Annotated in this window: 11 protein-coding genes; all 11 read right to left on the reverse strand. The window is 40.7% G+C overall.

The genetic code is table 11. The features are described from left to right. Nucleotides 1-118: 118 nt before the first annotated feature. On the reverse strand, nucleotides 119-1,006 hold the full coding sequence (locus X953_RS16370) for a M23 family metallopeptidase (protein ID WP_040956527.1): 888 nt from the start codon (nucleotides 1,004-1,006) through the stop codon (nucleotides 119-121). A 611-nt stretch (nucleotides 1,007-1,617) separates the two neighbouring features. Continuing rightward, a complete protein-coding gene (gene spoIID / locus X953_RS16380) occupies nucleotides 1,618-2,787 on the reverse strand; it encodes a stage II sporulation protein D (protein WP_040956529.1) in 1,170 nt (389 codons plus the stop codon). 82 nt (nucleotides 2,788-2,869) lie between these two features. Continuing rightward, nucleotides 2,870-3,886, reverse strand: coding sequence for an ABC transporter ATP-binding protein (locus X953_RS16385; protein WP_040956530.1), 1,017 nt, complete (start codon nucleotides 3,884-3,886; stop codon nucleotides 2,870-2,872). 1 nt (nucleotide 3,887) lies between these two features. Then, nucleotides 3,888-4,841 (reverse strand): C40 family peptidase, encoded by a 954-nt coding sequence (locus X953_RS16390; RefSeq protein WP_052350188.1) that lies wholly within the window; start codon nucleotides 4,839-4,841, stop codon nucleotides 3,888-3,890. 230 nt (nucleotides 4,842-5,071) lie between these two features. Next, entirely contained in the window at nucleotides 5,072-6,166 is a 1,095-nt protein-coding gene (locus tag X953_RS16395; protein ID WP_040956531.1) for a dipeptide epimerase, read from the reverse strand. A 21-nt stretch (nucleotides 6,167-6,187) separates the two neighbouring features. Beyond that, the gene (locus X953_RS16400) at nucleotides 6,188-7,105 is read right to left on the reverse strand and encodes an LD-carboxypeptidase (protein ID WP_198023289.1); all 918 of its coding nucleotides are present in this window, start codon (nucleotides 7,103-7,105) and stop codon (nucleotides 6,188-6,190) included. Between the two features lie 134 nt (nucleotides 7,106-7,239). Then, on the reverse strand, nucleotides 7,240-8,886 hold the full coding sequence (locus tag X953_RS16405; protein ID WP_040956533.1) for a peptide ABC transporter substrate-binding protein: 1,647 nt from the start codon (nucleotides 8,884-8,886) through the stop codon (nucleotides 7,240-7,242). A gap of 19 nt (nucleotides 8,887-8,905) precedes the next feature. Further along, nucleotides 8,906-9,910, reverse strand: coding sequence for an ABC transporter ATP-binding protein (locus X953_RS16410; RefSeq protein ID WP_040956534.1), 1,005 nt, complete (start codon nucleotides 9,908-9,910; stop codon nucleotides 8,906-8,908). Nucleotides 9,911-9,919: 9 nt separating this feature from the next. Then, on the reverse strand, nucleotides 9,920-10,876 hold the full coding sequence (locus tag X953_RS16415) for an ABC transporter permease (protein WP_040956535.1): 957 nt from the start codon (nucleotides 10,874-10,876) through the stop codon (nucleotides 9,920-9,922). Next, nucleotides 10,876-11,811: an ABC transporter permease gene (locus X953_RS16420; protein ID WP_040956536.1), complete on the reverse strand. Its 936-nt coding sequence runs from the start codon at nucleotides 11,809-11,811 to the stop codon at nucleotides 10,876-10,878. The genes X953_RS16415 and X953_RS16420 overlap by 1 nt, the downstream gene beginning before the upstream one ends. 12 nt (nucleotides 11,812-11,823) lie before the next feature. Further along, nucleotides 11,824-12,648, reverse strand: coding sequence for a M55 family metallopeptidase (locus X953_RS16425; protein ID WP_040956537.1), 825 nt, complete (start codon nucleotides 12,646-12,648; stop codon nucleotides 11,824-11,826). Between the last annotated feature and the right edge of the window lie 382 nt (nucleotides 12,649-13,030).

The raw sequence follows: 13,030 nt of genomic DNA on the forward strand, positions 1-13,030 counted from the left end.
TTAAATTTAGTCAGGGGGGATGCAGGTACTGAGTCATACAAAATTAGTACTTTTCAAGTATCCTGCATGATATAAATTACATTGTTTCTATTAAACTACGTTGATCTATCCCAGCAACTTATGCACTTGCTGAAGTATCATTCGTTTCTTCCTTGTCTTGTTCTTCTTGCTTATCTGCGTCCGTATTTGTTTCGTCATTCTCTTGGGTGTCTTCCTCTTGCGCAGGTTCTGTGCTGCTGTCCTCTGTTTCGGTAGCTTCGGTTTGTTCTGATTGATCTTCTGCTTTTTCTTCCTCAGCTACTTCCTCAGTAATGTTCTCCAGCTTGCTCACCGGCTGATTGAAATACGTTTCCGGGTTCACTTCTTTACCGTCTTTTCTAAGTTCGAAATAAACGTGTGTTCCACTGTCTTTTCCGAATAAGTTCTTTCCTGCAGTCCCCAAAAGATCACCTTGCTTGATCTTTTCACCAGCTTTTACCTTTACATCTCCAAGACTCGCATAGTAGGTCATTACTTCATTATCATGAGAAAGCACAACGACATTGCCTAGTAACGGATCCTCTTTCACTTCAGTAATGGTACCACTTAGTGCCGCTACTACATCAAAGGTCTCGTCATTAGCAGAAGCAATATCTACCCCTTTGCTCTGATAATACCTGTTGTTATAAAGGACCAATGCACTTTCCTGATCCTTTTGTTCTGCGTTGTAATCGAAGAATTTAGTTACGATTTCTGCTTGATCTTGGTTTGTTACAGGCATCTCTATTACTTCTTGTTGATCCATTACAGGTTGGGCCTCATCGTCATTTGGATTTGGCGAAAAGCCTTCTTCCTGATTGTCAATTTGGTCCTGGGCATCTGGAATTTGATTATCCAAGTTTTGATACCATACAACCACTGACAATAGTACTGCTGCTATTGTTAAATAAAGTGCCGGGAAAAACCACTTTTTCCGAAAAATGTTACTCCACTTATTTTTTGGAGTTCCTTTGTTTTCCTCATTCATAGATCATCACCTCAACAACCATTCTGATCAGAAAAAGGTAAATCTATACATCTCTTGAAAAAAATTTTTGAAAAAAGTGTATTTTATCGTTCTTTTGGGGTAAATTAAGCGATTGCCACATGGGGAAAGTGCCATTGATGCCCTTTTTGGGAGATAATAAGCTTCATATAGATAAAATCCAGCCTTCTCTCTGTCTCCTGCAGAATTGATTTCAACGGTTTAATTATCTGTGGAGTTGGAGGAAACTGCGAACTAAAGTATATCTCATTTTAATGAAGTGGACGGACCCATTGATTTCCGCTACAGGGCTTTTTGATGGGGCGAGTAATCGCAAATGGTCTTCGATGGGACGAGGAAACGCAGTCCCACCCCCAGCTGAAGATCCCGCAGGAACAGAAAAGCTTCTAAGTGAAACATCGCACGCAGAAAAAGTGGGTTTCTTTTTCAAGGAAGTGGTTTTCTTCCAAGGAAGCTGAAGCGTTGCCCACGGAAAGCGAAGTGTTTTTTCCGCAACGGCCGCTTAGAGTACTATCAAGTTACGTCGCAGTTTATCTATTTTGCGAAACAACTTACAATCCCTAAATATAACAGAGCAATAAAAAAAGCCCTGTCTATTTAGCGACAAGGGCTGGGGCTGTGTCTGTGACTGTACTTATTTCCACACCTTTATAATAATGATTCACAATATCTTTATATGTTTTACCTTCTTTCGCCATCCCATTGGCACCATATTGGCTCATCCCAATTCCATGGCCATATCCTTTCGTAGTGAAAATTAAGTGATCATTTTTCTGTTTAATAGTAAAATCGCTTGAGCGTAGTTCCAACTTTTCCCTAACGGCTCTTCCTGAAAATTTATGTCCATCAATCATCAGTTCATCTACGCGATTGCTTTTCGTTCTGGTTACTTCCATGACCAAGGCTCCACTCTTATTTAATTCCACTTTCATGGCATTTTCGAATTGGTTTAGTGTAAATATTTTTTGATCTAAAAACTTCGGCGATGACTTATCCCAGTGACTCTCCACACTACGTAAGTAAGGAAGTTCATTTTCCCAATAGTCCTCCGAGTTTTCCGTAAAGCCATTGCTTGTAGAGAAAAAAGCTGGAGTTATAGGCTGGCTATCGTAGGTTAGTATCTCGCCCTTCGTTGCCTGAACTGCTTTCTTTATTTTATCTATTTTCCATTCATAATCGCTTCCCCACAGACGTCTAAGTTCCTTATCATCCTTATAAACCTGATGCTGAACGGTATCCGTTACATCTGATTCTTTCTTATCCTTTTCATTTGTGTGAAGCTTATGATTAACAATATAGGTACGTGCCGCTAATGCTTGCGCTTTTAATGCCTCCAATTCAAAATCAGCAGGCATTTCTGAAGCAATCACCCTGGAGACATATGTCTCTAAAGGCACGTTTTCTACTTCTTCGGATGTCGATCGCATAACTGCTACCGAAAATGGTGATGCTTCTATTTCTTCTTGCGGAGCTTGGGCAGTTTCTCCTTTTTCTACCATCTTACTTTCATTTCCATCCTCTTTCCCATATGGGATTACAATGAGAGTAGGGATAATTAGGATGATGAAAAATAAACTGGATATCAGGAAAATGGTAGGGAGCTTCCATGTTGCTGCCGTTTTGGGTTTGTGAAAAGCTGTTTTTCTTTTCCAGGGTGGAATTTTATTGGGAAGTGTTCCTTTGTATGTTGCTTTTTGCTTCGATTTTATTTTCTTTACGATGGATTTGTTCTTCGCTGAATAATACGTGTTAGGTTTTTTCAATGTCATCCCCCTTTGCATTCATTTAGTCTAGTATCCCTACTATTAAATGTATACAAAAGAGGATTTCAATAGAACATAAGATTTAGAAAACCTTAGCATGTTGTGGATCAATTTTTTTCGTCTGCTCTTTTGTAAGTGTATTATCATATAAATGACATGCCACATGATGGTCCTTTTCTACTTCTTGCCATGCTGGACGGATTTCCGAGCAAACTTCCATTGCCATTGGGCAGCGTGTACGAAAAACACATCCACTTGGAGGATCAATTGGACTCGGCAGTTCTCCTTCCAAAATAATCCGCTCTCTGCTTTCTTCAATATCCGGATCTGGAATTGGGATTGCTGATAACAAAGCCTTTGTATAAGGGTGTAAAGGATTATCATAGAGTTGGTCACTTGTAGTTAATTCCACCATATTGCCAAGGTACATAACCCCTATTCGGTCAGAGATCTGCTTCACCATGGATAGGTCATGAGCAATAAATAAAAAGGTTAAACCTTTTTCTGTCTGAAGCTCTTTTAAAAGATTGACTACCTGTGCTTGAACAGATACATCCAGCGCCGAGATCGGTTCATCCGCAATGATAAAATCAGGATCGAGAGCGAGCGCGCGGGCTATTCCTATTCGTTGCCGCTGCCCGCCACTGAATTCATGCGGATATCTGTTGGCATGATCCCGGTTAAGGCCGACCTCCTCCAATAATTGATAGACACGGTCCAGCTGTTCTTTTTTATTTTTGTATAATCCATGCACTTCCATTGGTTCTGAAATAACTTCTTTTACAGTGGAACGAGGGTTAAGAGAGGCATATGGATCTTGGAAAATCATTTGCATTTTTCGATAAAAGGTAAAGCGATCTTTCTCAGACAATGCATGAATATCCTTTCCGTCGTAAATAACATCGCCTTCTGTTTTATCATACAGGCCGAGAATCGTGCGACCAATTGTAGATTTCCCACACCCTGATTCTCCTACAAGCCCAAATGTTTCCCCTTTTTTCACGTAAAAGGTAACCCCATCAACTGCCTTAAGAGCCTTTCCTTTTCCCATATCAAAATGCTTTTTCAGCTGATTCACTTGCAAAACTTTATCTTCCATATCAATACTCCTCATTTTCATGCCAATAGCGGCATGCGGCACAAAGCTCTTTTTCGTATTTTGTTCCTTCTAAGGTGATAATTTCAATGCCTTTTCCAGTTTGTGGCGAATGCAGCATTTTCCCATTGCCATAGAAGATGCCTACGTGATGTAGTTTTCCCTTACCCTCTTCATAGGCAAAGAAAATTAAATCGCCTGGCAGAAGCTCATCAAAAGCAACCTTTTTACCTGAAGCAGCCTGGTCGCCCGCATCTCTTGGTATTTGATAGCCATTTGCCTTATGGGCAGCATAAGCCAGACCAGAGCAATCATAGCCAAACGAACTCATGCCTCCCCAAAAGTAGCTTAACTCTAAAAATGGTTCTCCTGCTTCCACAATTTCCTTGCCTGTTCCTTTTTCTTTGCCTAAAGAAGTTGTAAATACCTTTGTAGATGATGTATGAATGTAACCAAATCCTTGGGGTGTTTTTACCTTTACTTTCTCTTTCTGAATCTCTTCTACAGGCAAGAGGGTCATATAGCTCAATTTCATTAGCTTTTCACCTTCACCCGATGTGAGCCAAGCCTTATCACTGGTAATGGCAACAGTAAGGTCGCTTTTCCATTCACCTTTTTTCACTTGTGCCAATTGTTTTAGGGGGACCCAGCCCGGATAGCCACGTTCATCCTTTTTAGAAGGCTGGGAGGGAATAACTACTTTCGCCCACTCTTCTTTTATTTCATCAATAAGTACTGGCTCCCCATATAAAAGCTGGGATTGCACACGATTCTCATCACAAAGTGCCAGTTTTGCTTCATGAGTGAGATTTGCAATCCACGTATCTATATTGGTGGGATTAGATAAGCCGGCTGTATCAACGGCCCTTGCTGATTCGGGTGATGTCCATACCGTAGCTACTTGAACATTTGTAACCCACATTTCATCAGGGAATAAGTCAGTTTGCTGCTTTATCATAGTAAGAACTCCTTTCCTATATTAGGGTTTCTCTCGTTTGGGGTTGGTGCTCTCTCATATTTTGTGATGTTCTCTCATATGAGGCGCTGGTTCTCTCATATTTTGTGATTCTTTCTCATATGGGGTACGGGCTCTCTCATATGGGGCGCGGGCTCTCTCATATGGAGCGCGGGCTCTCTCATATGGAGCGCGGGCTCTCTCATATGCACTTGTGGTACGCTCTCTAATTACTAGTTTACAATATATTGTTCGTTAATTTTGTTAATCCCTAATCCAGGAGCTGTACCTAAACGGATCACCTTTCCTTCATATGTAACTCCACCTTGGATAAGATCATCTGTAAGCATGAGGGGGGCATCGAAATCAAATCTTGTAACATTCGGTTGGCTTGCTGCAAAGTGAGCAGCTGCTGTGATGCCAAGCTTTGTTTCTATCATACTGCCAACCATGCATTCTACTCCATAGACTTCAGCAAGTGTGGCAATTTTCACTGCCTGATGGATGCCTCCAGCTTTCATTAGCTTAATATTAATAAGGTCTGCTGCCTGATTTTCCAATATTCGCTTTGCATCCATTGGGGAAAACACGCTTTCATCTGCCATAATCGGTGTCTCTGTATTGTCAGTTACATATTTTAACCCTTCTATGTCATGTGCTTTTACCGGTTGTTCAATCAGTTCAATGTCCAAACCAAGGCTTTCCATCTGTCGGATAGCTTTCACCGCCTCTTTCACCTTCCATCCTTGGTTTGCATCAAGACGAATAAGCGTTTCATTCCCAATTTCCTGACGTATGGCCTGTATTCGCTTCACATCTTGCTCAATTTGATCCTTGCCAACTTTTATTTTTAATACGTTAAACCCATTATCTATATACTTACGTGCATCTGCGGCCATTTCCTCCGGAGCATTTACACTAACGGTATAATCTGTTTCAATTTCTTTCGTATACCCTCCTAAAAATGAGACAAGAGGGATATTTGCAGCGTTAGCAATACAATCATAAAGAGCAATATCTACCGCTGCTTTCGCACTTGAATTCCCTACCATACTTCCATGTAATTTTTCAAAAATCTGTTCACGTTCATTTACATCCATTCCTAATAGCAGTGGCTTAAATACATTGTTTATGGCAAATTCGATACTTGCCATGCTATCACCCGTAATAACATGGGTCGGAGGCGCTTCCCCCCACCCTGTTACTCCACCTTCACAGGTAATTCTGACAATAATGGACTCAGCAACTGTGACCGTGCGTAATGCAGTTTTAAAAGGGGTATGTAGAGGGATAGCTGTTCGGAATGTTTCTATGTTCTGAATTTGCAAGATGGCTCCTCCTTTGTTGTTCTATTTCACACCAGCCTGAATCGTTAAGGTTTTTGTATCTGCAGATAATTCTGCTTCGACGCCCAGAGGTACAGCAAAGTGTGGCAAACAGTGGCCAATTTTAAAACCGGAGAGGACAGGACAGTTTAGGTTGGAAAGATAATCTGAAAATACCTTTTCCAGAGTTAAACTGTGTTTCAAGGTTGGCTCAGCATCTGCAAAATCACCTAAAATGACTCCTGCAGCCTTTTCCAATTTTCCAGCGAGCTTTAATTGGTTAAGCATACTGTCCACACGGTATGGCTCTTCCCCTATATCTTCAAGTAAAAGTAGCTTGCCATTCGTATCTATTTCAAAAGGGGTACCAAGTGTGCTGACAATTAGTGATAGATTTCCACCTACAAGCATACCCGTACCGTTACCAGGAGAGATAACATGTAAAGGAGATACTTTTTCTGTATATACATATGTAGCAGGTTCAAACAATTGCATGAACATCTCTGCAGAAAAATCATCAAACTCTTCTTTTCCTATATCTGAAGCAACCATTGGTCCATGAAAAGTGACCAGACCAGTCTGTTGGCGTATGGCTGTGTGTAAATAGGTAATATCACTATATCCCCAGATGATTTTTGGATTGTTCCTGATTAACTCGTAATCAATGGATGATACAATTCTCCCAGTTCCATAACCACCACGAGCAAAAATGATTGCTTTAATCGTAGGATCCGCAACCATATTGTGGAAGTCTTCCAACCGCTGCTGATCTGTGCCGGCAAGATAGCCATGAATTTCATTTATGTGTTTGCCTACATTTACTTTAAGGCCAAGTGATTCCAAAAAAGGGATGGCTTTTTGTAGTTTTTCTTGATCAGGTGGGCCTGCTGGTGCAATAATTCCAATTGTATCTCCTTTTTGCAAGCGCTCCGGTTTAATCACTTCCATACCTCCTTTAAGCAAGCATAATGCTATGTTCTATGTATTAGAAAAGAAAAAGGGGGCTCATGTACATATGTATATGAGCCATTCCCTATTATGTTCGTTTTCTAGTTACTTCTGTAAATAGTTCTCCATTATTGCTTATCTGCCCATTTAAGCTCTACATAGCCTACTGGGTGACGGACAATGCCTGATACATCCTCACTATAGATGAATACTTGGTTGTAATAGTGTATTGGGAAAATCGGCATTTCCTCTGCTAACAATTGCTCTGCCTTTTCCATATACTCCCAACGTTTTGCTTCATCTGTTTCGGACTTGGCATTAACAATTAACTCATCATATTCTTTGTTCGACCAACCTGTACGGTTCATCGTTGAGTCTGTAATAAAGCTTTCCAGGAAGTTAACTGGATCACCATAGTCAAATAAGAAGGAGCTTCGAGATAACTGGTGCTTTAGACCTTTTTGATCCTCAAGGAACACATTCCATTCTGTATTCTCTAAGGAGACCTCTACACCAAGATTATCCTTATACATACTTTGGATTGTTTCTGCAATCGCTTTATGGTCTTCACTGGTGTTATAGCTAAGCACTACTTCAGGTAACTTATCATACCCTTCCTCTTTCATGCCTTCTTCAAGTAACTTCTTAGCTTCTTCAGGATTAAATTTCACCAAATCCCCATTAACCTCACGGAAGTCCTTTCCAGAAGGGTCTTTAAACCCAGGGGAAACAAAGCCTGTAGCTGGTTCTTCCTTATTTTTCGTTACAAAGTCAACAATATCCTGTTGGTTGATTGCTAACGCAAATGCTTTACGGATTTTTTCGTTTTGGAATGGTTCTTCATTTACATTGAAACGGTAGAAATATAATCCAGCCTGATCCTCAATAACCACATTCTCTCCATCAATCAGCTGGTCAGCCATGTCAGAAGGAATAGAAGTCATATCAAGGTCTCCGGATTCAAACATTTGGTATTCCGTATTTGTTTCATTTACCATAGCCCAATGGACCTTATCCAATTTCACTGTTTCTGCATCCCAATATTGATCATTCTTAACCATCATCATTTCACTGTCATGTACCCATGATTCCAATTTAAATGGCCCATTGGAAACAAAGGAATCAGCTTCTGCATACCACTCCGGATTTTCTTCAGCAACCTTTGCATTTACTGGGAAAAACGCAGGGTTTGAAATAACATGCAGGAAGAAGCCTGTTGGTGCATTCAATGTTACTTCAAATGTTTTCTCATCAACGGCTTTTACGCCAACATCATCTGCTGACCCTTCGCCATTATTATAAGCTTCTCCGCCTTTAATAAAATAGCCAAGAAATGCTGCAGGTGAAGCTGTTTCAGGGTTTAATAACTGCTTCCATGCATAAACAAAGTCTTCTGCAGTTACCGGATCACCATTGGACCAGTTGGCATTGTCACGGATGTTGAAGGTATATGTCTTTTGATCTTCAGAAATATCCCATGATTCCGCAATTGCTTCCTGTGGTTGATCATCTTCACCCAATCTTGTTAAACCTTCCATCAAGTTATTCAACACATTCCATGATACGGAATCAAATCCTGATGGAGGGTTAAGTGAAGTAGGTTCACTCCCATTATTCATATATAATACTTTTCCATCGTCACTTTTCTCTTCTGTTGCTTCGGCATTCTTGCCATCCTCTTTTGGCTTTTCCTCACCGGCATCCTTATTTGCAGTACATGCTGCGAGCATAAGAACCGTAAGTATTGCCATCAAAATTACTAGCCACTTTCTCATACCTTTTCCCCCTTTAATTTTATTTATTGGCTGTTGTAGCCAAAAGTTGTTTAGCCCGCTCATCTTGAAGCCAGCAATCCACTTTATGTGCCTCGCTTAGCTCTGTTGTGCCGGGATAAACTTTATCACACACCTCCATGGCATATGGACATCTTGCAGTAAAAGGACATCCAACTGGAGGTGAGAATAAATCTGGTGGTGTGCCATCAATCGGTGTTAATTTTTCCCCTTGCAAATCCAGACGGGGCACCGATTTTAGTAATCCCTTCGTATAGGGATGCTGTGCCTGGTAGAATACCTCGCGTTTTGTACCAACCTCGAGAATCTTCCCTGCATACATAACAGCGATCCGGTCAGCAATTTTCGCCACTACTCCCAAGTCATGTGTAATTAGTATGATTGAAACACCTGTAGCTTCTTGAATTTTGTTAAACAGCTCTAATATCTGTGCCTGTATCGTCACGTCCAGTGCAGTTGTAGGTTCATCCGCGATCAGCAATTCAGGATCACAAATTAACGCCATTGCGATCACGATCCGTTGCCGCATTCCTCCACTGAATTGGTGTGGATATTGCTTTAAGCGCTCTTCCGGATTAGGAATACCTACAAGCTTCATCATTTCCAAAGCTTTTTGTTTGGCTTCTTCACCAGATATTTTTTTATGCTGCCTTAACCCCTCCATTAATTGGGTTCCAATTGTCAATGTCGGGTTCAACGCAGTCATTGGATCCTGGAATATCATGGAGATATCAACACCCCGAATATCCCTCATCTGTTTTTCAGACAATCGGACAAGATCTTTTCCATGAAAATGAATGGTACCATTGGAGATCTTGCCGGGCGGATCAGGTATTAATCGCATAATCGCATTGGAGGTAACGCTTTTACCACATCCGGACTCTCCTACAATTGCTAATGTTTCTCCTTTATTCAAGTGAAAGTTAACTCCCCGCACAGCTTTTACCGTACCACCGTATGTAGTAAAGGTTACGTGAAGGTCTTTTACATCTAGTATTTTTTCCATCTATGTCACCTACTTCCTCAGCTTCGGATCAAGTGCATCCTGAAGCCCGTCACCTAATACATTAAATGCAAACATCGTAAACGATATGAAAAATGCAGGGAAGAATAATGTCCACCAATGTCCGGAAAGAATTGCTCCCAAAGCATCATTTGCCATCATGCCCCAACTCGCATGTGGAGATTGAATTCCAAGTCCCAGAAAGCTCAGGAACGCCTCAGCAAAAATAGCGCTGGGAACCGTTAACGTCATTTGCACAATGATTGGTCCCATTGTATTTGGTATTAAATTTTTTCTAATGATTCGTGATGTCTTGGTGCCAAATGATTTCGAAGCCAGGACAAACTCATAATTTTTGATCTGAAGTACCTGGCCACGAACAATCCGGGCCATCCCTACCCAGCCGGTAACTGTTAAAGCAAGGATAATCGTTCCTAAACTTGGGCCAAGAACAACCAGTAATAAAATGACTACAAGCAAGTATGGTAATCCGTATAAAATTTCAATAATACGCATCATAATATTGTCAGCACGTCCGCCCTTATAGCCGGAGATACCTCCATAAATAATTCCAATAGTAAAATCAATTAATGCTGCCATCAGTCCAACAAATAAGGATATTCGGGCACCAAACCAAGTTCTTGTAAATACGTCCCGTCCCAAGGAGTCTGTTCCAAACCAGTGATCTCCGGATGGAGGCTGGAATTGATTTGGTAAATTAGTTTTATCTACCGTATATGGTGAGATGATCGGGCCCAAAATAGCCATAACAGTTAATAAGACAAGAAAAACAAGTCCAGCCATCGCCAATTTATTTTTCACAAGTCGCTTCCAGGCATCCTGCCAATAAGACAACGAAGGCCGTGAAACCACCTCTGCGGCATCTTTATCTTTTTCTTTCCATGTAAACCAGTCATTTGGTATTTCAGCAGGAGAATGCGTTGTTTCTACTTTGTTTGCTAGTTTCATTAGGATTCTCCTCCTTTTTTATGTATCTTAATTCGAGGATCCAGAATGCCATATGCGATATCGACAAGGAAAAGCATAAATATGAGAAAAGCACTGTAAAATACAGTTGTCCCCATGATGACTGGATAATCACGCTGGTTAATACTTTCAACAAAATATTTTCCCATACCGGGGATTGCGAAGATCTTTTCGATAACAAACGTGCCTGTTAAGATACCTGCAAGTAACGTACCCATGATCGTAACAACAGGCATAAGCGCATTCTTAAGTGCATGCTTAAACACAATTTTCCATGGGGAAAGCCCCTTCGCTCTTGCCATCTTAATATAATCCTGTGTAAGGACTTCTAGCATGGTAGACCTTGTTAGCCTTGCAATAATCGCCATTGGCCCAGTCGCAAGTGCTATAATAGGAAGCACCATATGTGCAGGACTGGACCATGTTGCAACAGGGAAAATCTCATAGGTTACAGCCAGCTGCTGAATGAGTAATGTAGCAAGAACAAAGTTTGGTATGGAAATTCCCAGAACGGCGATGCTCATTGCCATATAATCAATAACACCGTTATGTTTCAAAGCGGCAATTATACCAAGAATGATTCCAGAAAAAACTGCTACTAATATGGTGACAATCCCAAGTTCAAATGAAATTGGGAACCCTCTTCCAAGTAAATCATTTACCGTTTGGTTTGGTTGTTTAATAGAAGGCCCAAAGTCCAGTGTCACAATGGATTTTAAGTAGAGTAAATATTGAATATGGTATGGCTCATCCAGGTTATAGTGTGCCTCCAGGTTTTTCTGCACGGTTTCATTCGTTCCACGCTCTTCATTTAAGGGTGAACCCGGAATGGACACCATTAAAACAAATGTTAAGGTAACAATGATCCATAGGGTTACAGCCATAATTAATAATCGCTTCAGTATATATTTCAGCATTGGTAACCCCTCCTAAGAAAATGTAGTATTCATCGCGAGCTCTGTCATGACAAGCATCGCTTGATATGCTTCCAGTATATTTTTTGCCTGAAAACGAACAATAGTAGTGCCAGATTCGATTTCTGTTCCAGGCATCAGATTTGCCCATTCTGCCTGTCCATAATTATTAAATTCAATTCGTAATAATGGATTTTCCGGAGGTGTTAACGGTTTTACGTGATTGCGGTTTTCCAACGCTACCTTTACCTTTTCTGTCAAAAACTCCCCGGCTTTCGTTGGTGTCATGCTTTTTACAGACGATCTGGAAATTGTCTCCTTCACTGCAGCTACAGTAACGCCTGGGATTAATTCCTCCGCCTCTTTCGTTGCCTGGTCGTCTCCAGCAACAAGAAGAATTGGCACTCCATAATGGCCTGCGACATAAGCATTAAAACCCATTTCACCAACGACATGATCATTTATGTAAAAATTTCTCACGGCGTGGATCATGGCATGAGACATGACACCAATTTGGCCTGCACGAGCATGGTAGCCCACAAACATTGCTCCATCATATGTATTATCCAAACCTTGCATCATCGAAAGCGGTTTCACTTCTCCGGTTATTAATTTTGCTTCCGGATGTAAGTGGTCTATTAAAATATTATTCATTTTTGAGTGACTATCATTCACTAAAATATCTTTCCAGCCTGCTTTCCATGCTGCATTAATTACATAATTCGTTTCATCTGTCATTATTTTTCTCGCCCGCTCATAATTATGCTGTCGAAAGTCTACATATGTATGGTCAGGTAAACCAGTGATTCCTTCCATATCCACAGAGATGTATAGTTTCATGAAGTAGCACCTTTTCCTTCCATTAAAATTATTGGTAATTTTCTTTCAATTTTACCATACATATTTTGAAATTAAAAGACAATTTTTAAAATGGAAAGGTCATCTAAAATGCTCACAGATTTTTTGAATTATCGGTATAAAAAAATAAAAATAAACCAATACTGGCTAGTAAGCTATAAAAATACTAGTCTTCAGCTCATGCTATTCGAGGCAGGAGTCGCGGGCCAACAGGACAAGGAAAGCTTCTAAGAGAATCATCGCACGATGAAAAAGCGGGTTTCTTTTTCGAGGACGTTGGTCATGCAATCGTTGCCAAAGGACGTGGCGTTCTTAGATTACCCCCTTCTGCTCCAATCAATATGTATCTGCATTAATCTATATG

The organism is Virgibacillus sp. SK37 (genome assembly GCF_000725285.1).
Classification (GTDB): Bacteria; Bacillota; Bacilli; order Bacillales; family Amphibacillaceae; genus Virgibacillus_Q.

Coding starts and splice junctions, on each gene's coding strand:
- X953_RS16370 (WP_040956527.1), bottom strand. CDS start 1,006: ATGAATGAGGAAAACAAAGGAACTCCAAAAAATAAGTGGAGTAACATT.
- X953_RS16385 (WP_040956530.1), bottom strand. CDS start 3,886: ATGGAAGATAAAGTTTTGCAAGTGAATCAGCTGAAAAAGCATTTTGAT.
- X953_RS16390 (WP_052350188.1), bottom strand. CDS start 4,841: ATGATAAAGCAGCAAACTGACTTATTCCCTGATGAAATGTGGGTTACA.
- X953_RS16405 (WP_040956533.1), bottom strand. CDS start 8,886: ATGAGAAAGTGGCTAGTAATTTTGATGGCAATACTTACGGTTCTTATG.
- X953_RS16410 (WP_040956534.1), bottom strand. CDS start 9,910: ATGGAAAAAATACTAGATGTAAAAGACCTTCACGTAACCTTTACTACA.
- X953_RS16415 (WP_040956535.1), bottom strand. CDS start 10,876: ATGAAACTAGCAAACAAAGTAGAAACAACGCATTCTCCTGCTGAAATA.
- X953_RS16420 (WP_040956536.1), bottom strand. CDS start 11,811: ATGCTGAAATATATACTGAAGCGATTATTAATTATGGCTGTAACCCTA.
- X953_RS16425 (WP_040956537.1), bottom strand. CDS start 12,648: ATGAAACTATACATCTCTGTGGATATGGAAGGAATCACTGGTTTACCT.